Annotated in this window: 17 protein-coding genes; 8 read left to right on the forward strand and 9 right to left on the reverse strand. The window is 43.6% G+C overall.

The genetic code is table 11. The annotated features are described in order from the left end of the window. Positions 1 to 39 precede the first annotated feature (39 nt). From L1D15_RS03735 to L1D15_RS03745, 3 genes are all read right to left on the reverse strand, one after another. Positions 40 to 3,192, reverse strand: a complete 3,153-nt coding sequence (locus L1D15_RS03735; protein ID WP_239874715.1) for a multidrug efflux RND transporter permease subunit — start codon at positions 3,190 to 3,192, stop codon at positions 40 to 42. A gap of 10 nt (positions 3,193 to 3,202) precedes the next feature. Continuing rightward, positions 3,203 to 4,321, reverse strand: a complete 1,119-nt coding sequence (locus tag L1D15_RS03740) for an efflux RND transporter periplasmic adaptor subunit (RefSeq protein WP_239874716.1) — start codon at positions 4,319 to 4,321, stop codon at positions 3,203 to 3,205. Between the two features lie 103 nt (positions 4,322 to 4,424). Next, complete coding sequence (locus tag L1D15_RS03745) at positions 4,425 to 4,985, reverse strand: GNAT family N-acetyltransferase (protein ID WP_239835186.1); 561 nt, start codon at positions 4,983 to 4,985, stop codon at positions 4,425 to 4,427. 264 nt (positions 4,986 to 5,249) lie between these two features. Between L1D15_RS03745 and L1D15_RS03750 the strand changes: the two genes are divergently transcribed. Beyond that, a complete protein-coding gene (locus L1D15_RS03750) occupies positions 5,250 to 6,377 on the forward strand; it encodes a fatty acid desaturase (RefSeq protein ID WP_239835187.1) in 1,128 nt (375 codons plus the stop codon). A gap of 355 nt (positions 6,378 to 6,732) precedes the next feature. Here the strand turns inward: L1D15_RS03750 and L1D15_RS03755 are convergent, their stop codons facing one another. Further along, positions 6,733 to 8,310 (reverse strand): BCCT family transporter, encoded by a 1,578-nt coding sequence (locus tag L1D15_RS03755; protein WP_239835188.1) that lies wholly within the window; start codon positions 8,308 to 8,310, stop codon positions 6,733 to 6,735. A gap of 414 nt (positions 8,311 to 8,724) precedes the next feature. Here L1D15_RS03755 and L1D15_RS03760 point away from each other — a divergent pair, with 414 nt between their 5' ends. Both L1D15_RS03760 and L1D15_RS03765 read left to right on the forward strand, forming a co-directional pair. Continuing rightward, positions 8,725 to 9,201 carry a MarR family transcriptional regulator gene (locus tag L1D15_RS03760; RefSeq protein WP_239835189.1) on the forward strand — a complete coding sequence of 159 codons (477 nt, stop codon included), beginning with the start codon at positions 8,725 to 8,727 and terminating at the stop codon, positions 9,199 to 9,201. Between the two features lie 78 nt (positions 9,202 to 9,279). Further along, positions 9,280 to 10,329: a diguanylate cyclase gene (locus tag L1D15_RS03765; RefSeq protein ID WP_239864200.1), complete on the forward strand. Its 1,050-nt coding sequence runs from the start codon at positions 9,280 to 9,282 to the stop codon at positions 10,327 to 10,329. Here the strand turns inward: L1D15_RS03765 and L1D15_RS03770 are convergent, their stop codons facing one another. Continuing rightward, positions 10,330 to 10,785 carry an Lrp/AsnC family transcriptional regulator gene (locus tag L1D15_RS03770; protein ID WP_239874717.1) on the reverse strand — a complete coding sequence of 152 codons (456 nt, stop codon included), beginning with the start codon at positions 10,783 to 10,785 and terminating at the stop codon, positions 10,330 to 10,332. 143 nt (positions 10,786 to 10,928) lie between these two features. Here L1D15_RS03770 and L1D15_RS03775 point away from each other — a divergent pair, with 143 nt between their 5' ends. Further along, on the forward strand, positions 10,929 to 11,852 hold the full coding sequence (locus tag L1D15_RS03775) for a DMT family transporter (RefSeq protein WP_239864202.1): 924 nt from the start codon (positions 10,929 to 10,931) through the stop codon (positions 11,850 to 11,852). Between the two features lie 389 nt (positions 11,853 to 12,241). Further along, complete coding sequence (locus tag L1D15_RS03780; protein ID WP_239874718.1) at positions 12,242 to 12,550, forward strand: cysteine-rich CWC family protein; 309 nt, start codon at positions 12,242 to 12,244, stop codon at positions 12,548 to 12,550. A 14-nt stretch (positions 12,551 to 12,564) separates the two neighbouring features. Here L1D15_RS03780 and viaA read toward each other — a convergent pair whose 3' ends face one another. Then, positions 12,565 to 14,010: an ATPase RavA stimulator ViaA gene (gene viaA, locus L1D15_RS03785; protein ID WP_239835194.1), complete on the reverse strand. Its 1,446-nt coding sequence runs from the start codon at positions 14,008 to 14,010 to the stop codon at positions 12,565 to 12,567. 11 nt (positions 14,011 to 14,021) lie between these two features. Beyond that, positions 14,022 to 15,686: an ATPase RavA domain-containing protein gene (locus L1D15_RS03790; RefSeq protein ID WP_239874719.1), complete on the reverse strand. Its 1,665-nt coding sequence runs from the start codon at positions 15,684 to 15,686 to the stop codon at positions 14,022 to 14,024. Between the two features lie 270 nt (positions 15,687 to 15,956). Here L1D15_RS03790 and L1D15_RS03795 point away from each other — a divergent pair, with 270 nt between their 5' ends. Continuing rightward, positions 15,957 to 16,481, forward strand: coding sequence for an NUDIX hydrolase (locus L1D15_RS03795; protein WP_239864208.1), 525 nt, complete (start codon positions 15,957 to 15,959; stop codon positions 16,479 to 16,481). A gap of 11 nt (positions 16,482 to 16,492) precedes the next feature. Next, positions 16,493 to 17,497 (forward strand): low-specificity L-threonine aldolase, encoded by a 1,005-nt coding sequence (gene ltaE, locus L1D15_RS03800; RefSeq protein ID WP_239874720.1) that lies wholly within the window; start codon positions 16,493 to 16,495, stop codon positions 17,495 to 17,497. Here ltaE and L1D15_RS03805 read toward each other — a convergent pair. After that, positions 17,469 to 17,744: a hypothetical protein gene (locus L1D15_RS03805; protein WP_239874721.1), complete on the reverse strand. Its 276-nt coding sequence runs from the start codon at positions 17,742 to 17,744 to the stop codon at positions 17,469 to 17,471. The genes ltaE and L1D15_RS03805 overlap by 29 nt on opposite strands. Positions 17,745 to 18,093: 349 nt before the next feature. Here L1D15_RS03805 and L1D15_RS03810 point away from each other — a divergent pair, with 349 nt between their 5' ends. Then, positions 18,094 to 20,646, forward strand: coding sequence for a glycosyl hydrolase family 18 protein (locus L1D15_RS03810; protein ID WP_239874722.1), 2,553 nt, complete (start codon positions 18,094 to 18,096; stop codon positions 20,644 to 20,646). A 37-nt stretch (positions 20,647 to 20,683) separates the two neighbouring features. On the opposite strand, the gene ppiC is transcribed toward L1D15_RS03810, so the two are convergent. Then, entirely contained in the window at positions 20,684 to 20,962 is a 279-nt protein-coding gene (ppiC, locus tag L1D15_RS03815; RefSeq protein WP_239836236.1) for a peptidylprolyl isomerase PpiC, read from the reverse strand. Positions 20,963 to 21,097 lie beyond the last annotated feature (135 nt).

Genomic DNA, 21,097 nt, shown 5'->3' on the forward strand with positions numbered 1-21,097 from the left:
TTAGCTTCTGCTAAGGGGATTTTGCATTATTTCGTTGGCTTACTCATCATCTAAGGGAAGCCGTTTAGTATTACCACCATGGACTTTTTCACGTTGACGCTGAACAAGCGCGTAAAAGCCTGGGATCAAGAAGGTTCCCGCAAGCAAAACACACAGCAGACCGCCAATGAGAGAGATACCCAATGAGTTTTGACTTACATGCCCTGCTCCCACAGCAAAAATTAACGGGAAGATACCCAGAATAAACGACCAAGATGTCATATTCACTGCCCTAAATCGCAGTTTTCCCCCCTTCACGGCAGCCTCGGCAATTGGCGCATCTTTATCTTCTCGTTCAACTTTTGCAAATTCAACAATCAAAATTGCGTTCTTAGCTGCGAGAGCGATCAAGAGAACCAAACCTATCTGAGCATAGAGGTTAAGTGGTGTTCCAGTCAGGTTCAGAGCTAAGAACGATCCTAAAGTGGCGATTGGCACCACCAGAATGATAGCTAGAGGAATACTCCAACTTTCATACTGCGCTACCATAAACAGGTAAATAAAAATCAAAGCCAGAGCAAAGGCAAATATTGCTTGGTTGCCTGCAAGCACTTCCTGATAAGCCATCCCCGTCCATTCGTACTGATAGCCTTGAGGCAATATCTCAGCCGCGACACGTTCCATGGCTTCAATTGCATCACCGCTTGAGTACCCCGGTGCAGGTTGCCCCTGAATAATCGCACTTCGATACATATTATAACGCCATGCCACATCCGGCTCGAATATCTGCTCATAGCTTACTAATGTACTGAGTGGAATCATCTCTCCAGCTGACGAGCGCACGTGAAAGCGCTCTAAATCTTCCATTCCTGTGCGGTACTCTGCATCCGCCTGCATCGTCACGCGGAAGTTCTTACCAAACATCGTAAAGTCATTGACATATAGCGACCCTAAGTTGCCCTGTAGCGTTTGAAAAATGCTCGATAGTGGAATCCCAAGTTGCTGAGCCTTCTCTCGATCAATATCAACGTAGTAATGTGGAACGTTAGCTCGGAATGTACTAAAGCTACGTGCAATTTCCGGTTGTTTATTCGCTTCAGCAATGACTTGATCCATCACAACAGCAAGATCACTGCGACTTCTGCCAAGCGTATCTTCTAAGACGAATTCAAATCCAGATGCAGCTCCCATCCCCGGCACTGCAGGCGGGCCCATAGCAAAAACTACCGCTTGCGGAAGCTCAACTACAGCTCGACCATTGATTCTGTTGGCGATGGCAGCCGCTGAGTGTTCTCCATCCAGCCCATTTCGAGTCTCCCAATCATGAAGTTTGATAAAGAGCGACGCCCCATTGGAAGCGGCGGCTCCCGTCATGAATGAGTACCCATTCGCGACTGTGATACCGTCAATGCCCGGCTCCTGTTCAATCATCTTAGCCAATTGAGCCGTTGTAGACTCAGTGCGGGATAATGATGCAGAATCAGGAAGTTGAACGTTAACAAGCAAAATACCTTTATCTTCCTGAGGTACAAAAGCTGTAGACGTTGTTTTGGCGAAGAAACTCACAGCTGCTACCGCAACAACGAAAAACACCACCAGCAATAGTGACTTCTTGACCAGATAGCCGGCAATTTGACCGTAGCGTGTGGTTATTCGCTCAAGGCCACTATTAAATGCCTTAAACCAGCGTGCCGTATTGCCACCACCTTGTTTTAGTACTAAAGAGCAAAGTGCAGGAGATAATGTCAAAGCATTGATCGATGAAATAACCACAGAGATACAAATCGTGAGTGCAAACTGGCGATACATGATGCCAGTTATTCCCGGAAGCATCGCCACAGGAAGGAAAACAGCGAGAAGCACGAGTGTTGAGGTAATGATAGGCCCCGTCACCTCTTTCATCGCTATCAATGTTGCTTTACGTGTACTAATGGACGGATCTTTCGCCATTGTTGTATCAACGTTTTCAATCACCAGAATAGCGTCATCAACCACAATACCAATTGCCAATATTAATCCAAACAGCGTTACTGTATTTATCGTGAAACCCGTTAACTGCATGATGGCAAAAGTGCCTATCAGAGAGACCGGGATAGCAATAACCGGTATTAACGTGGCGCGAGCACTACCAAGGAACAAATAGGTGACGGCAATAACCAGCAAAATCGCTTCGACTAAGGTTTTGACTACGCCTTTAATCGACTCCGCAACGAACACTGTAGTGTCATAGCTCGTCTCGTAAGCCATTTCTTCTGGGAAGTTAGCGCTGAGACTATCAAGTAGCTCCATCACCGCCCTTCCACTTTCTAGGGCATTCGCATCAGACTGGAGTGACAGTGTCACTATTGACGCATCCTGTCCGCGGAATTTTCCAGTCCCGTCATAGAATTTTTTGCCTAGCTCTACCCGTGCAATGTCTTTAAGGTAGACCGTTGAGCCATCACTATTGGCTCGTAATACAACGTTCTCAAATTCATCAACACTTTCCAATCGACCTTTAGTCACAAGGTTAAACTGCACTTCTTGCGCACTGCTGTAAGGCGCTGAACCAACTCGTCCTGCTGCAACCTGAACATTTTGCTCTGCCAAAGCAGAGTGAACATCACTGGTGGTTAAATTCAGATTTGCCATTTTCTCTGGGTCAAGCCAGACACGCATAGCAAACTCACCACCACCTAATACGTTAACTTCACTGATCCCTTTAACACGCGCTAGCTGGTCTTTCAGATTCAAGTTTACATAGTTGATTAAAAACTGATCATTGTACTTACCATTTGGTGAGTAAAAGTTCAGAACCATCAAAAGGTCCGGTGAACGCTTTTTGACAGTCACCCCAACCATACGCACTTCCTGAGGCAGCTTCGACTCGATCTGTGCGACTCGGTTCTGAACATTGACTTGCGCCATATCTGGATCAGTACCAACATCGAATGTGACATTGAGGCTATACGAACCGTCATTGGCACTTTTCGAAGACATATAAATCATGTTTTCAATGCCATTGACGGATGTTTCTATTGGGTCAGCGATCGCCTGTTCAACCGCTTCCGCACTCGCACCGGTGTAGAAAGCGCTAACACTCACTGACGGCGGGCTAATCTTTGGGTATTCAGCAATAGGTAAAACGGCGAGTGATATTGCTCCAGCCAGAGTCAATATAATTGAGATGACCAGCGCAAATTTTGGACGCTGGATAAAGAAACGACTTAACATTTAAGCTCCTCTACTCAACGTCTGTGTTTTCATTTATGCGCACAGGAGCACCATTACGAACTCGCTGTAAGCCCTGAGTGATCACTTGATCCCCTATATTCACCCCACTGGTCACGATAATACCCTCTTCTAGTTGGCGACCCAGCTCAACATTACGGCGCTCAGCAATATTGCCTTCAGCTACTACCATAACAAAGTTTCCTTCCAAGTCGGTTTGCACCGCTCGGCGTGGAACCACAACCACATCTGTCGGTTGCTTTTCTCTAAGCTCAACACGGATATGCTGGCCAGGTAAGAGACGATAATCTGGGTTAGGGACTTGAGCACGCATAGCGATAGTGCCCGTGTTTAAATCAATGCGATTGCCAAGGAAATCTAGCTGACCCAAATGTTCAAAATGCTGACCATTCTCTAATACAACTTGCACTTCAACCACATCAGCAGAACCGTCACCTTTCATACGGTCTATACCCATTTCTAAACGCTCTCGCTCACTGATGCTAAAACGAGTATGCACTGGGTCTAAACTGACTAGTGTGGTTAGAATACCTGACTGAGGCGAAACCAAATCGCCCGTACTGACCTTGCTTTGACTGATACGACCAGAAAATGGCGCACGGATCTGCGTGTAAGACAAATTAACCTTGGCTAAATTTAACTGAGCATTACCCGCTTCAACTTGGGCTTTTGCGCCTAATAGCGCAGCATTGAGATTGTCGAATTCAGATTGAGAGATGCTGCCTTTGGGTAAAAGATTTTTTCCTCGTTGAAAGTCTAACTCAGCTTTTTTAAGTTCAGCATTAGCTTGTGCTAATGCTGCTTTTGCGCTGGCGACCTGAGCTTCAAACGAAGAAGGTTCAATAGTGAAGAGTAGCTGGCCTTTTTCAACCATCTGACCTTCTTCAAAATGACGGGATTTAAGATAACCGGTAACTTGTGCAGTAATATTTGTGTCTTCTATCGCTTCGACTCGCCCGATATAAGATTTGCTTTGCTGATAAGGAATAACCGATGCTTGCTCCGTGACGACAAGCGATGCTGGCATGTGTTTCTGTCCCTGATTTTGCTCCCCACATCCTGAAAGAAGTATCGCACTGGATAGTGCCGTAACTAGTAACGTTTTTTTCATTGAATAGACCGCTAGGTAAATTGAGAAAACAGGCTGCCGCCAAAGTACCTAACGATCTTGTGGGTATTGTCCGAGAATTATCAGGAGAACAGGCTTATGTGTTTCAACCTGTTACGACTTCTGTCGGAGTGTAACTTTGAATACTTTCAAGCAAATCAGCGCCAGATTTCCAAGCATAAACTAGCTCAGGGGTCTGGCTACCACATGGAGCATTCCATAAACGCTCCTCAACCAACTGACCACCAATACGCTCATAGAAGTCTACCGCTTGTTGATTGCCTTTGATGACTTCAAGATAAACACCATTATCCGGAAAGTGTTGAGTAATCCACTTTGCCATCTCTACGATAAGCTTCACGCCTAGCCCACGGCCACGATAATTATCATCAATATGTAACGCATCGATGATAGTGCCTTTTTCAAAGTCATGATTGCCAAAAGCACAGATAAAGCCACAGAGTAGTCCCCCTTCTTCCAACAAAAGAACGTGTTGGTTGAACGGAGGGTTGATCAATCTCGTCTGCCAAATAGCCATTCGTTCATCCTGAACTTCATTTTTGAGATAATCATCAGCAAGAAGCCCTTGGTAGAATGTCTTCCAACTTTGCGTATGCAGAGTGGCTATTCGCTCGTAGTCACTATATTCAGCTACTTTTAATTCCATTTGTAGTTCCTTATTACTTCCTGTAAGGATTGCTTATCTCTTCATACTATAAAACATTTAACTAAAAGCCAATCGTACTACGAGGATTCTAAGAATAATCCCCGCTAATCAGCTCAATTCCCCTTAAACTTATTTATTGATGATATTGTTATAAATTCTGACAATTAACCCTTCACTGAACTCACACGACATCTAACTTTCATTTGACTTACACATGTACGCTGATATTCTGGCGCACATCTGTTAGCTGAATGGAAATTTGAAATGTCTTTAAAGGAAAAGCCACCGCTGATATGGCTTAATGTCATGCTTTTTCTCTCTAGTTTTATTGTGGCTACCGTTGTTGCACCTTGGTATGGCTTCAAATACGGATATGATGTGGAGCACTGGCTTTGGCTGTTGATAACTTTTTCCTTTTGTAACCTTTCAATCACCGCGGGCTATCACCGCTTGTGGTCCCACAAAACCTATGACGCTCATTGGTCGCTAAGACTGATCTTCGCTTTAGGTGGCGCGTTCGCTTTACAAAATAGTGCTCTACATTGGAGCTCAGACCATAGAGTCCACCATAAGCATGTCGACAACAATGATAAAGATCCATACTCCGCCAAACGTGGCTTCTGGTTCTCGCATATTGGGTGGATGCTAAGACACTACAATCCAGCGACCTATTCTGATTACAGTAACTGTCGAGACTTACAAAAAGACAAAATTGTAATGTGGCAGCACAAACACTACCTGTTGCTTGCCATTGTTATGAATATCGGAGTACCACTGTTACTAGGTGTTCTCTATCAGGATATCTGGGGCATGTTACTAATGGTTTGTGTGGTACGTCTGGTGTTAAGCCATCACTCCACATTCTTTATCAACTCTCTGGCACACATTTGGGGATCGCAACCCTACACTGATAAGAACACGGCACGAGATAATGCAGTACTCGCAGTGTTCACATTTGGCGAGGGTTACCACAACTATCACCATATTTTTGAAAATGATTATCGCAATGGCATTCACTGGTGGCAGTACGATCCAACAAAGTGGCTTATCAAGTCTTGTTCATGGCTTGGGCTAACCAAGAAGCTTCGTGTCACGCCCAAACTCAAAATAGAGAAAGCAATGGCAAAGCAAGACTTAGCCAAAGCATCTAAAAACGTCAGCAAACTTCCTAACGCCTCACTGCTTAATGAGGCGTTAAATAAAGAGTTTGATGCCCTAATGAACAAAATGTCCGACTACTACGAGCTGAAAAAAGAAATGCTTGAAAGTAAAAAGTGTGATTTAGCCAAAAAGTATGAACACTCCGTACTTAAAGTTCGCTATCAGCAAATGAAGCAAGAGCTTGAATCTCAGCGCAAAAGCTGGGAAATGTTAGTCGCACGTTACGCATAGACCCTTTCACAACCTCTAAGACACAATCCCTAAGATATCATTCTCGGGGATTGTCTATTCTCGCTCCACTCAATTCAATTGGCCCTCGTTTCAATCTCTTCGGAAGATTATATCCACCATTAACTCGCTATTTTGTCGCATATAGGCGGATTTCCATGTTCACTACTCTCATGTATTCAAAGTCAATAACGTCATCTTTATCAAACAAAGCCAACGGTTATTTGAAGCAGCAAACCATACTAAGCTTGCATCATTATAGTAATAACAACTTTGCATACTCCAATTAGAAAAGGCCTAGCTCGAAAGCTAGGCCTTTGTTAAATCATCGAAAGGGATGAAGTATCATCCCTTGCAATTAACGATCGTATTGTTCAGTGCGCATCCCCATCAGTAGGCTCACACACATCATTAATAGAACAAACGTGAAAGGTAATGCGGTTGAAATAGCCCCTGCCTGCAACGCTTGTACTGCTTCCGTACCACCAACCCATAGAAGTGCTACAGCAATAGCTCCTTCCATAAAGGCCCAGAATACACGCTGAAGAACAGGTGCATCCACTTTACCACCAGCAGTGATGCTATCAATAACAAGTGAACCAGAATCTGAAGAAGTGATGAAGAATACCAACACCAAAATAATAGCAATGATAGACAAAACAGTGCCAAATGGCAGTACATCAAACATCTGGAACATAGCCAATGAAACATCAGTCAGGCCGTTAGCACCAAGCTCACCAATATTGTTTACAACTTGGTCAATCGCAATGCCACCAAATACCGACATCCAAAGTAGCGTAACCACTGTTGGCACCAATAGTACCGCTGTCATGAATTCACGGACCGTACGGCCTTTAGAAACACGAGCAATGAACATACCAACGAATGGTGACCATGAAATCCACCAAGCCCAGTAGAATACTGTCCAACCTTGGAACCAAGCTTCATCTTCGCGACCATGAGGATTACTCAGAGGAATGATGTTCTCGACGTAAGCCATCAAGGTCGTTCCAATATTACCAAATGCTACGGCATAACCTATCAGAGCAACTAAGATCAATAGCAGGAAAGCAACGATCATGTTGATGTTACTAATGACCTTGACGCCTCCATCAATACCGCGAACGACTGAAACTACCGCGAGCAAGGTTACAACCGTGATCACAATAATTTGTAGTCCCATGCCTGCGTCTAGACCAAAGACATGATGGATACCGCTTGCAGCTTGTTGAGCCCCTAGCCCTAGTGATGTTGCAAGACCAAACAATGTCGCCAATACTGCTAGAATATCAACCACATGCCCAGCCCAGCCCCAGGCACGGTCACCGAGGATTGGGTAGAAAATAGAACGGATAGAAAGTGGCAAACCTTTGTTGTAAGCAAAAAATGCCAGAGACAGAGCAACCACACCGTAAATAGCCCAAGGATGCAAACCCCAGTGGTACATCGTCGCGCCCATCGCCAGCTTAGCCGCTTCCGCAGTATTTGCTTCAACACCAAGAGGAGTTTCATACCAACCTGTAAAATACGCTACGGGCTCCGCAACACTCCAAAACATCAATCCGATACCCATACCGGCCGCAAACAGCATCGACAACCACGAGATAAACGAATAATCAGCAGTCGCATCTTGTCCGCCTAGGCGAATTTTACCTAGAGGGCTAACAATTAATGCCAAACAGAAAATAACAAAAATATTTCCTGACCAAATGAACAACCAGTCAAAGCTTCCGATGATTTGAAACTTTAAACCATCCAACATCGATTTTGCAGATTGAGCGTCCATCACAAGAACTGCAAATAGGAATAAACCAATAAATCCGGCACTTACTCCAAATACAGGGTTATGAACGTCAAACCCCCACTTCTGTACATTATCTTGACCGACAGTGTAATCGGTACTATCGATACTGTACTTATCAATACCTTTAGTCATCTTTCCTCTCTATGGATAAATACTCTTCCCTAATCCAGTCTTCAGATAGAAAATCGTTAGTGATAAAAACAATTTAGTCTATATCAAGACTTGATCAAATCACCACTATTGTACGCTGAGATACAAAACATTCCAGTAAATCACTCTCACTCGGCTACTTTTTCGGCAAACTAAGATTAAGTCGTCTATCATTTATACAACAATCAACAATCCATTAACAGGCACTAAATTCGACTTCTAAACATTTGAGAACATCACATTTACACTAGAAAATTTCTCGTCAACTCTCATAACTATCAATATCCTCATCAATATGAGAGTTAAGTATGAAATTTATGACTTTTCAGACTTCATTTTGCGAGAGTTTTCATGTATTTTTTCGCCTCCAAACGCTTCGCTCACTAAGGATTTACATTGGAAAAGCACGAAGAAGTTCTTATCTCTATTCGACAGATTATCCGCGCCATCGATCTGCACTCGAAAAGGCTAAGTAAAGAATCAGGCTTAACGGGCCCTCAACTGATTCTGATGCGCTCAATAAGAGAGCTGGGTGAAGTCACTATTCGCGAGCTTTCTAACCATACCAACATGAGTCAAGCAACAGCGACCACTATTCTAGACCGTTTAGAACGTCAAGAATTGGTTACACGCGTTCGCAGTGTGCAAGACAAACGAAAAGTGCATGCACACTTAACTGAAAAAGGTTCTGCGGTGCTTGCTCAAGCTCCAATGCCTCTACAGCAAAACTTCATTAACAAATTCCAGCACCTTGAAGAGTGGGAACAGTCCTTGTTACTTTCTTCTGTACAACGCATTTCATCTATGATGAATGCCGAAGATATTGATGTAGCACCGGTATTAGAGATCGGCAGTATCACCAAAGCCGAGTAACTTTCTATCGTAAAATTGATTTAGCAACACTTTAGACTTACTTTTTAGTAAAGGCGTAAAAACAGTCAAGGGTGTTGCATGATAAAAGAAAAAACGCTTCCGACTCGTCATAGGAATACCCTACTTGATACCAAACAGCAGAAGCACGTTTTAAAGCTTATCATTGCAATTACGCTTATTTTCTTTGTGCCACTCGGTATAAAAAACCTTCTGACAGGTGAGCTGATGCTTGGTGCCGTACTACTGGCATTTGAGATCACTTTGCTGCTCGAAATCACGGCGATCATCTACAATAAGTCAGGCTTCTTTGGGCATATAGTGCCGCTCTCTTTGTTGGTCATATCAAATATTATGGCGGTGAATATTTTTGGAACACTTGCAAGTTACTGGGTGTTCCCAATTGTAATCAGCATTGCTTTTTTACTTCCAACCAGAACAGCTTTAATGGCTAATGTCCTAATGTGTCTCGGTTGTGTTATTGCTCTCTTTCCACATCAAGAACTATCAGAAACTTCTCGATACGCCTTTTCTTTGCTTGCTACAGCAATTATTGTGCATGTTGTGGTTAAAGCCATCAAAAAGCTCCAGGCCGAGTTACGTTTTCTCTCAGTGAGAGATCCTATGACAGGAGCTTATAACCGACATCAATTACAAAGTTCACTAGAGAACATCCGCCAGTTATATACGACGTCTTCAATCGCATTGATTGATATCGATAAGTTTAAAACCATTAATGATCTCTATGGGCATGATGTGGGAGATCAAGTCATCAGCAAAGCAGTTGAAATAATAACTCAACATACTGAACGTACGGACATGTTATTTCGCTTGGGTGGCGATGAGTTCCTGCTGCTCTTCCCTCAAGTCGACCAATACACGGCAAAATCCGCGATGGAGCTCATTAATCAATCAATAAAAGAAGGCGATTACCCCATAAAAGTAAAAATCACCCTCAGCTCAGGTATTGCAGAGTCCCAACCCCTTGAAGCCATCGAAGACTGGGTAAAACGCGCAGATATCGCTCTCTATCAAGCCAAAAGACTAGGCCGAGATCGTGTCTCTCTCTTTTCTAAGCCAGACTATTTAAGCGAAGGCAGCCAAAGTACATATCAGCAGACAACCCGCTAACTACTTAAATATAGGTAGATGGCTCGCTTCTTTAACTTGTCTGATAGCAAGGTGGGTGTGGATATCTTTCACATTTTCTAACCTTTGAATTTTTCGTGTGAAAGACTCATAACCTGCTAAGTCATGACTCACAACTTCTAGTAGGTAATCATAAGCTCCGGAAACCACGTGGCAACTGACAACCTCCTCCATGTCTTGCACCGCTTGCTCAAAATCCTCTATCGACGATGCCTGATGGTTACTCAGGCTAACTTCAACAAAGACCGTCATCCCTACTCCGATTTTAGCCTTACTCAAACTGGCTCGATAACTAGCGATCACCCCTTCTTCTTCCAATCTTTTAATTCTCCTGGCACAGGGAGAAGGCGAAAGCCCGACTTTATCGGCTATATCTGCGGTCGATTGACGCGCATCCTTTTGTAACAGCATTAAAATATGTTGATCGATTCTGTCCATGAAGCACGCTTCTTTATCGCTTAAAACAATGAAATATTAGCGTTTTCAGCCAACCTATAATCTATTAATAGTTAACTTTGCCATATTTGGTCGCAAGAAACGACCCATAATTATCATCACCGAATTCAATTATTATTAACGTTATGATCTCAGGTTACTTGGCCATGGCCGCCACACTACTACTCTGGTCCGGCTTTTTCTTATCACTTCGTGACGGAGCACATTCAGACCTAACCACAGCGGATATCGCCTTAGTTCGATTCCTAATCCCCGCTATCGTGCTACTGCCTTTGGTTATCAAATCGAAATCCGTAATCAAAAGAGTACCAAAGCGCTACATAATGGGCATGTTTTTGGGTTGTGGCTTGCCCTACTTGCTTATCGCAGGCGCAGGAATGCAGCTTGCTCCCGTATCTGATGGTAGTGCACTGATTCCAGGAACGCTGCCATTGTTTGTTTCCGGAATTGCTGTCGTTTTATTTAAACAACCTTTGAGCTCACACCGCATTTTAGGGTTAACACTGGTAGTAAGCGGAATAGCGGCCTTTCTTTATCAAGGCTTTGGCCAACCAGATAGTCACCTGCTCAAGGGGTACTTATTGTTTTTAATTGGAAGTTTGATGTGGGCAACATTTACTATCTGCGCCCGTGTTTCGAGCCTTAATCCACTTATCACCGCAGGGTTCATTTCGTTGTTATCAACGTTAGCTCTGCCCGCACTGATTTTCAGCGGCAACATAGACAGCTACTTATTCAAGACTAACGTTGCAGAGTGGCCTTGGAAGGAGCTGGCTGGTCATATTACTTTACAAGGTATAGGTGCTGGTATAGTCGCTGCCTATACCTACTTACACGCGATCTCAGTACTAGGTGCAGAACGTACCGCCGCTTTTGGTGCAGTAACACCAGCCATTGCGACTTTGCTAGCAATAGTTGTATTTAACGAGCAGCCAACCGTGCTTGGATGGTTCGCTCTTGGGTTAATCTGTGTCGGGAGCCTAATAGCCAGCAATGTTTTCATGAAACAGGATACCTCTTTGCTCTATCAACCGCCTAAGTTTAAATAAGCTTAGAGATGAGTGTGATGCTTGGAACAATGACACATAGAATGTAGATTTGCCGAGCCAATGGCTTATTGTCCATTTTAATTAAAAATGGCGATGCAATGAACATCGATACCAATACATTCAAGGCCAGGTTATGAACAAACTGTGCTAGCCCTAATGTAAATAGCAACCAAAAGACAATTTGCAGGTGAGAAACATAAATTTTAATTCCAAGCCCGACGATAAAGACTGAAACAGCAAGCAAAGCTATCATGAATAAATTACTTTTTGATATTGATTATCATTTACATTAAATGTTAGTGGGAATCAATATTAATGACAACTGATTTTTGTTGTTACCGGCAGACTCCGGTATAGTCTGTGTCAGTTTTTTCGCTTGGATATCTATTTTGAAAACGCCCTGCATTGCTGCATGCAAAAATAATGGTGGGATCTGTAACGGCTGCCATCGAACTATAGACGAAATCATCAGTTGGAGACATCTATCAGATAATGAAAGAGAGACTGTAATACAAGCTCTTCAGGGAAGCGTTACAAGTCACTTATGCCCTTCATGTGGGCAACCCGCTCAATGCGATATCAGTGCAGAGAAAAGCACGTGCTGGTGCTTTTCTGTCGAACAGCGTGACACCTCTTCCTTAACATCTAATGACACTTGTCTGTGTAGAAAATGTCTGAATGCGTTGCCGATTGTTTAAATATTGGATGAAGGTTACCACTTCTTCATTATCCTACCGACTAGGTTGGGATGATAAGCCCAACTATGATCAAACATAGACATAAGCTCAGGGTTACCGTATTTTGACAAACTGATCGCGTGAAATCGGTTCTTACTCTTTTTAAGCTGCGTAACTTTATCTTGGATTTCCGGAGATTGTTGGGGGGCGATAAAATCAGAAATCACCACCATATCGGCATTTTTGTATTTATCACCACACATCAAGTCAATAGACTTGATCAAAACGGGTTCTAAGTCCGTTCCACCATGGAAACTGTATGTAAGAAAGTCACTCGCTTCCCTCAAACCATCTTGCCTCGTCAGCTCATACGTAATTTGTTCGGTGGAAAACAAAATAACAAAACAATCACGATCTTCGGCCAAAGCGATCTGCATGAGCGCATAAGCCATTGCTTTTGCACATTGCTCTGGGAACCCGCTCATAGAGCCTGATGCATCAACACAAACGATGAACGGGCCTTTTTCGACATCAACTTGCTTGTGCTCCGGCTTCTGCGCTTTCACTTTACGCAGAGTACGAGATTTACCTTGCATACGATAATTCATAAGCCGCTTGTCGACTAAGTGCTTATAAAAAACCACCTCTAACTCTGGGTAAGCCAAAAACATGGTCTCGTTCGGAAGCAACTTATTGAGGTCATCACTTTCGTGGATACCAACAATATCATCTGTTGCTTCATCCGATTTTTCTTCGACCATTTGCAATTCTTCAGTTGGAGCGCGATTTAAATCCGGATCGTCAACCTGACCAGCCATACGCCCTAATTTTTCAGCAATTTCCTGTAAGCCCTGATTCTTTTTCAGAAACTCAGCATGACGTTTCATTACTGATAAATCCGTTTTACTCAATTTCGCAGAAGCCATATCCCACAGACGCCCAACACTGTTTTCATCGCCTTCCTCAGTGACTTTATCCATGTTCTTCATGGTTTCCATACGCTGATAGAGATCTTTCAGAGCTTTTTCTTTGCTTGCTTCCAGCTCACTCACCTGAGCCTGATGGATGGCATCTGACAGACTTTGATACCACTGGTCACAGAAGTAATGAGGAAACATTGGGTTGTTTACCCCTTTATTCTTCTCTATAAGTCGACGAGCTTGAAGATAAAAAGCAGAATGCCATTCCAGTTTCTTAATGACGTCAGGAACCTTTTCAAAAAACGTGGCTTCATCCCAATGAATCACCTCTTGATAGAGTCCCAACTCTTGCTGAAATCGCTCCGTTTCACACACTCGAGTAATTCGTTTCTTAACGCTCCCTCGCCACTTCAACAGATGGTTTTTAACTTTGGTTTTCACCCCTCTGTTTTCGGTGAGCGCCATCACTTGAGATCGCGCCATTAAATCATTCACTGCAGAGTCGATAATCCCTGAGTCTGCTATCATTAATGCGAGATTGAGTCCGTCGGCTCCTAACATTCATTGTTCCTTTAAGAGAAGAACTGGTTTAGGTTTCTAAAACGTAAAACCGTACGTTCACATTCAGTTTTGGTGGACTCAAGCACTTGTTGAATATGCTGGAGGCTTGCTTCCATCGCCCTAGGCAAGTCTTGATCAATAAAGCTGTGCGGTAATGCGCCGTGGAAATTAGAGCGTACTTTCAATAAGTGGTGCTCGGCATGTTCAAGCTGAGCAAGTGCTTGTTCTGATTTTGTCAGCCAACTTTGATATAAGCCTTCATCTAACCCTTTATTCGTCACGACCGACACCAGCACAGCCCTGTTGGCTATATCTTTAATGACCAGATTGTTCGCAGCATCAATATCAAATCGAAGTCGGCACATATTGGTGTTCTGGTTCACGTAGCCATAGACATCACCGTTCCCTTCTTTAATGATTCGCTCCAACTCATTCTTAGGCACATAAACCCAGCGGCTGTCGCCTTTCTCGGATTCAGATACCGACATATTACTCTGCAGTAGCACCAACTTAACCAAGTCTAAAGCACTGCCTACTTTGTAAGTTTTTGCATCCGAAATATCGTAACTATGAATTTGTTTTTTGAGTAACCCGGTTGTCGATTCCATCGATAACATAATGCCAAACTCAGACTCTAACTCTTCCTGAACTTCAGCCAATTCTTCTCGACATAGACTGATCTGCTGTTCAACCTCTTGTTGATCAAAAGCTTGTTTAAGAGCAAATTCTTTGACTACTCTTTGAACTACCTCTCGAGACTCAGGGCTGTTCCATAAACAATCCTGTAGAAGCAGTAAATCGAGCGGATTGACCGCATCTCTACCGTTAAAATATGCGCTAGCTTTGAGTAACTTAACCGCCTTTTTCCAACGACGATCCGATACGTACATGTCGGTATCTGCGATGTCAGATCCAGTATTTTCCATGGCGGCTTGTTCTAACATCTGTTTCAGTTCGTAGAGCTTTTCGAACACTTCATCACTAAGCTGTAACTTTTCAAGCTCCGACTGCCACAGATGGTATTCTTCATCGGTAATAGCTAAACCTTCTGGGATCTGCGCTTCTTGAGGCGTCCCTACCGTTAACATCGACTTAAAGTTTTGCTTGTTTTGAATTCGATTAACAAAAATACGCACTAACATTCGGTCATAGAGGGCTTCTAGGCCACTGTCTTCATCCGGCAATTCATTGGAAGCCGAAACCAAAAGGCGCATAGGTACACGCTCTACGTCACTGCCATTTTTGAACGTTTTCTCATTTACTACCGTCAACAATGTGTTGAGAATGGCAGGCCCCGCCTTCCAAATTTCATCCAAAAATACCACTTGAGCTGTTGGCAGGTACCCTTCAGTCAAACGAAGGTAGCGGCCATTATCTTTCAGTTCTTGAATGCTCAGAGGCCCGAACACCTCTTCAGGCGTTGAAAAGCGAGTCATCAAGTATTCAAAATAAGAAGAATTGTCGAAGGCTTGAATAAGCCGTTTGGCAATAAGACTTTTCGCAATACCTGGTGGACCTAAGAGAAATACGCTTTCACCTGCCAGCGCTGCAAGCAAACACATTTTGATGGTATCTTCACGCTCGTAGACCCCATCAGATAAGGCATGCGCTAATTTGTTAATTCGTTCAGAGAGTAACGCTTTTTGCGAGTGGGAGACTCTGGTAGGGCTAATCATTCTGCGCTCCTCTGACTTCGTTCAGAATTTACTGTATGTATATTTTTATACATTTGTTATCACTTTGTTACAAGTGCATTTTTTAGTTTTGACTCGTCTTTATAGCAGAAGCAATTTTGACGTAACTTGTTGAAATCAATGTTTGCAAATTTGGGAGACAAGTCACTGGGAGAGTGTCTCAAATTTGAGCCAAGCTCTTTATTAACCTTTTATTCACTATATGTTGGCTGTAATGTAATCCGCATTAAAAATGAGTCACTTTAAGACGACATGGATACACCTTTGAATATTTTACACACATGGAAAGGCATTTCCCTTCAGGAAGAGCAAACAACCCTACCTAATGGTAAAACCATCACTCACACTACGATTTCTCATCCTGGCGCTGCCGTTATTTTGCCAATTGAAAACAATGGGAATATCGTTCTTATTAATCAATATCGTCCCTCTCTCAAGAAATGGCTACTCGAGCTACCAGCCGGAACACTCGAATCTAATGAACCCATTGAGCTTTGTGCAGTAAGAGAACTGGCAGAAGAAACTGGTTACAGCGCTGAAACCATGATATCTCTAGGACAAGTCACACCTTTGGCAGGCTTCTGCGATGAGATTCAATACCTATTTGTCGCGAAAGGCCTCTCAGAGGTAACAAAATTTGCGTGCGATGAAGATGAAGTCATTGAAGTGGTGTCTCTATCAGTAAAAGAAATCGAACAAAAGATTATCGATGGAGAGCTCACCGATGCCAAAACGATCGCATGTTTGAGTAAAGCAAAGTTATGCGGATACATATAGGAGAAAAGCGCATGGATTTCCGTTCGGATACCGTCACCAAACCAACCCAAGCAATGAGACAAGCAATGGCCGACGCGTTAGTCGGAGATGACGTATACGGTGACGACCCGACCGTTAATTCGCTAGAAGCATGGGTAGCAGAGCGCCACGGCTTCGAAGCTGCGCTTTTCACCACCTCCGGCACACAAGCCAACCTGCTTGGTTTAATGGCGCATTGCGAACGAGGCGATGAGTATTTGTGTGGCCAACAAGCGCATAACTACAAATACGAAGCTGGCGGTGCTGCAGTGCTTGGGTCCATTCAGCCTCAGCCAATCGAAAACAACCCAGATGGCACACTGGATTTCGATAAACTAAAAGCCGCAATCAAACCCGATGATAGCCATTTTGCTCGTACTAAATTACTAAGCCTAGAAAACACCATCAATGGCAAAGTGCTCCCACTTTCTTACCTAGCACAAGCCCGTGAGTTTGTTGATCAACACGGCCTTTTACTCCACCTTGATGGAGCGAGAGCTTACAACGCGGCGGTTGCTCTCAATGTGGATATAAAAGAGATCGCCAAACACTTTGACTCAATGACAATCTGCCTGTCAAAAGGGCTCTCAGCGCCTATCGGCTCATTGCTTCTTGGCAGCAAGGCTTATATCGCTAAAGCTCGCCGATTACGTAAAATGGTCGGCGGTGGTATGCGTCAGGCTGGTATTCTTGCTGCGGCAGGCAAACTGGCATTGACAGAGCAAGTAGAGCAACTCAAAGTTGACCACGCTAACGCGAAGCTACTGGCGACAGAATTAAGTCAGCTTCAAGGCTTCCACGTCAACCCTGATTTCGTTCAGACTAATATTGTCTTAGCTAAGCTAGACGACAACGTCGATATCCACGCCATTGCAAGTAAATTGAGTGAAGATGGCATTACCGTTTCACCAGGAAACCCAATACGCTTTGTAACTCATAAAGACGTTTCTGAGTCTGACATTAAGTTGCTTATTGATAAGTTAAAAACATATTTATAGTTTTCACCATAACTCTCTCTAAAAGCCAGTTACGAATGATGTGACTGGCTTTTTTATTAAGCATACGGCACTGCTCAACCAAGAGTTTTGCATTTCCATCTCTCCAAGAGTCCATTCTCAGCCACTTCCCTATCAGTATGACATGCAGTAAATGCTCGTACCATTTATGATGTTTTACAGTTAATGACTCTTCAATAAAGGTTTCTATGGATAAAATATATTCTCCTAGATAAAGAAACTTATCCAACCACTCCCTATTAATAATTTAATTCTTTAATAAGCATAAATTTTTGACATGTTTAAAACAAAAGAACACAGACGATAAAAACGTTAATTTTAAGCATGCGATTTTTAACGTTTTTGCCGAGGATTTTTAGAATAAAAACAATAAGTTAACCTTCCATTTAAGCTTTATGAAGTCCAGCAATTATTTATGAAATAATATTAATTACTGCTTCTAGTTCCATCTTGAAAAGTTGCCTTTTTTCTCCTCTAAAAAAACCTTCTAAATTGAAAATGGATAGCCTGAAAAATAAGTTCCTTATTGAATTTACTTTCAGGTTTTAACATAGGGTTGAATAAAAAGGAAATGTGCAATGAGCATAAAATACAATTGTCAGTTGGGTAAAAAAGGCATTTTAAAACCATTGTCTGCAGTTATCGCACTCAGTTTAGGAACAGTTAGCATGGATGTATACGCTGCACCATCGGCTGCAACTTTGGACTGGAATATGACTAGCGTGAAGAGCCAGTCATTTGTTGAGATTAACGGAGAAGCAGGTCAGCAATCTTACAAAAAGACCGTGGTAAGAAATGACCAAGTAACTTTCCCAGTAGAATGGGATGTTTGGTACAACAGCGGAACACCAGCAACAGAATGGCAAGTTCGCATAAATGATGAGGTCATCTTTTCTGAAGCGATCAATGGCCCTACAGGCTCTGATTTTTCAGGCGAAACGCAAGTACAGATAGATAAAGCAGGCCAATACGACATGACCGTTAATATTTGTGACGCTAACGGGGAGTGCTCAACTTCACCTGTCCACGCTGTTTCGGTGACAGATACTGATGGCAAAGGCATGGCGCCACTGGAAATGAACGTCGACGGCAATAACCAATCTTTTCCCCCACAGCCAGATGGTACAGTTGTAGGGACCTATTTTGTCGAATGGAGCCAATATGACCGCAAGTTCACGGTGGATAACATCCCAGCGGACAATCTAACGCATATCATATATGGATTTGTTCCAATATGTGGCCCTAATGATTCGTTAACCGACCCGAACTCGCAAAGAGCCCTGCAACTGGCTTGTGGTGATTCTCAGGATTATGAAGTTGTGGTTCATGACCAATGGGGCGCATTTGGTTCAAACTTGCCGGGTACTGCGGATTCATCTATCAAAGGAACTTACGGTCAGATGATGGCATTAAAGCAGCGTTACCCAGACCTAAAAATTCTTCCTTCGATTGGTGGCTGGACATTGTCCGACCCGTTCTTTGGCTTCACCGATAAAAAGAATCGCGATACCTTCGTCGCCTCAGTGAAAGAATTTCTTCTGACATGGAAATTTTACGATGGCGTTGACATTGACTGGGAGTACCCAGGCGGAACCGGTGCGAACCCAGATCTAGGTGACCCAGAAAAAGACGGTCCTGCCTACGTTGCACTGATGAGAGAGCTTCGTCAAATGTTGGATGAGCTGTCTGCAGAGACAGGTCGAACCTATGAGCTAACTTCTGCTATTGGCGCTGGCTGGGATAAAATAGAAGACGTTGATTACCCTGATGCCACCCAATACATGGATTACCTCTTCGTTATGACGTATGACTTCTATGGAGCATGGGACAATAACCTCGGTCATCAGGCCGCACTATATTGTGGTTCTCACGTCTCTTCAGCCCAGTGTGAAGGAACGTTAACGCCGGACGACGGCCCTGAATACACAACCGATAACGCAGCTAAAGAGCTACTTAAACAAGGCGTATCGCCAAGTAAGTTAGTGCTGGGGGCAGCCATGTACGGTCGAGGCTGGAAAGGGGTTACTCGCGATAGTATGTCCGATCCTGCAAACCCTATCACTGGTGTCGGTAATGGCCCTATTGCTGGCAGCTGGGAACCAGGTGTCATTGACTATAAAGATCTTGCCAGTAATTACTTTGGCCAACCGGGCGTTGAAGAATTTTACGACGAGCCTGCAAAAGCCCCATACCTCTACAAAGAAGCGACTGGTGAAGTGATCACTTATGATGACGAACGTTCTGTTAAAGCCAAAGCTGCCTACGTACGATCTCAAGGTTTTGCAGGCTTGTTCTCTTGGGAAATCGATGCTGACAATGGCGATATCCTTAATGCCATGCAGCAAGGACTCCTTGATGGTGGAGAGCCAGGTAATCAGCCTCCGGTTGCCGATGCTGGTAATGACATCGTCATTGACACGGCTCAAACCGTTCAACTCGATGGGTCTGGTTCACGTGACAACGACGGGAGTATTACCTCCTATCAATGGGAACAGGTTTCCGGCCCTAACTTGAGCATAACCGACCCAAATAAAGCGATCGCTACAGTGACAGTGCCAGATACAGGAACGAATGAGACTTACAGCTTCAAGCTAACCGTTATGGATGATGAAAACGCAACGTCCTATGACACCATGAGTATTAAAGCTGAGTTTGGCAGTGAACCAGAAAACACACCGCCGGTTGCTGACATTAGCGGCCCAGAACAAGCTGAAGCTGGTAACAACGTTGTATTAGATGCTTCTGGCAGCAACGATGCTGATGGCGACAACCTGACTTATCAGTGGAGTTCATCTGATGTCACGCTCACTGAAAATGGTGACAACGCAAGCTTTATCGCTCCTGAGTTTACGCAAGATACCCATGTCACTGTCTCTGTCACTGTTTCAGATGGCAAGGCTTCTGATACGGCCAGCTTATCTATTCTGGTAAAAGCGAGTGATGACGGTAACCCTGGCGAGTACCCACAATATGTTGAAGGAACTCCGTACGAAGCTGGAGACCGCGTGACTAATGTAGGAGAAAACTACGAGTGTAAACCTTACCCATACTCAGGTTGGTGTTCAGGCGCGGCTTGGGCATATGCCCCAGGAACGGGCTCGGCTTGGAGTGACGCTTGGATTAAGCTCTAACTCGGCTAGAAAAACACCCCGCAAGTGCGGGGTGTTTTTATGTTCGATAAAGAACCTTAACTACGTGCCATCCGAATTTGGTTTTTACTAAATGAGGAACGAGCGTTTCACCTTGAAAACACACTTTATCGAATTGCGGAACCATTTGCCCTCGGCGAAACTCTCCCAAATCCCCACCTTTTTTGCCTGATGGACAAGTGGAATACTTCTTCGCCAATGTCTGAAACTTAGCGCCTTTCTTCAGCTGTTTGATAATGTCTTCAGCCTGTTCTTTATGCTTGACCAAAATGTGTAAAGCAGCTGCTGTATTTGCCATGTAAACTCTTAACCTATTGGGCTTAACTATAAGGGCATATTTTAACGATTTACGGCAAGATCACCATCTCTCAGGAAAATATCCATAAAAATTATCAAAGAGTCTGGGTTAATTGACCTATCTTAATTGAATAGC

It is taken from the genome of Vibrio sp. Isolate25, assembly GCF_022398025.1.
Taxonomy (GTDB): Bacteria; Pseudomonadota; Gammaproteobacteria; order Enterobacterales; family Vibrionaceae; genus Vibrio; species Vibrio coralliilyticus_A.

What these genes read in the sequence shown, in the direction of transcription:
- L1D15_RS03735 (WP_239874715.1), bottom strand. Translation starts at nt 3,192, where the DNA reads ATGTTAAGTCGTTTCTTTATCCAGCGTCCAAAATTTGCGCTGGTCATC.
- L1D15_RS03740 (WP_239874716.1), bottom strand. Translation starts at nt 4,321, where the DNA reads ATGAAAAAAACGTTACTAGTTACGGCACTATCCAGTGCGATACTTCTT.
- L1D15_RS03745 (WP_239835186.1), bottom strand. Translation starts at nt 4,985, where the DNA reads ATGGAATTAAAAGTAGCTGAATATAGTGACTACGAGCGAATAGCCACT.
- L1D15_RS03750 (WP_239835187.1), top strand. Translation starts at nt 5,250, where the DNA reads ATGTCTTTAAAGGAAAAGCCACCGCTGATATGGCTTAATGTCATGCTT.
- L1D15_RS03755 (WP_239835188.1), bottom strand. Translation starts at nt 8,310, where the DNA reads ATGACTAAAGGTATTGATAAGTACAGTATCGATAGTACCGATTACACT.
- L1D15_RS03765 (WP_239864200.1), top strand. Translation starts at nt 9,280, where the DNA reads ATGATAAAAGAAAAAACGCTTCCGACTCGTCATAGGAATACCCTACTT.
- L1D15_RS03770 (WP_239874717.1), bottom strand. Translation starts at nt 10,785, where the DNA reads ATGGACAGAATCGATCAACATATTTTAATGCTGTTACAAAAGGATGCG.
- L1D15_RS03775 (WP_239864202.1), top strand. Translation starts at nt 10,929, where the DNA reads ATGATCTCAGGTTACTTGGCCATGGCCGCCACACTACTACTCTGGTCC.
- viaA (WP_239835194.1), bottom strand. Translation starts at nt 14,010, where the DNA reads ATGTTAGGAGCCGACGGACTCAATCTCGCATTAATGATAGCAGACTCA.
- L1D15_RS03790 (WP_239874719.1), bottom strand. Translation starts at nt 15,686, where the DNA reads ATGATTAGCCCTACCAGAGTCTCCCACTCGCAAAAAGCGTTACTCTCT.
- L1D15_RS03795 (WP_239864208.1), top strand. Translation starts at nt 15,957, where the DNA reads ATGGATACACCTTTGAATATTTTACACACATGGAAAGGCATTTCCCTT.
- ltaE (WP_239874720.1), top strand. Translation starts at nt 16,493, where the DNA reads ATGGATTTCCGTTCGGATACCGTCACCAAACCAACCCAAGCAATGAGA.
- L1D15_RS03810 (WP_239874722.1), top strand. Translation starts at nt 18,094, where the DNA reads ATGAGCATAAAATACAATTGTCAGTTGGGTAAAAAAGGCATTTTAAAA.
- ppiC (WP_239836236.1), bottom strand. Translation starts at nt 20,962, where the DNA reads ATGGCAAATACAGCAGCTGCTTTACACATTTTGGTCAAGCATAAAGAA.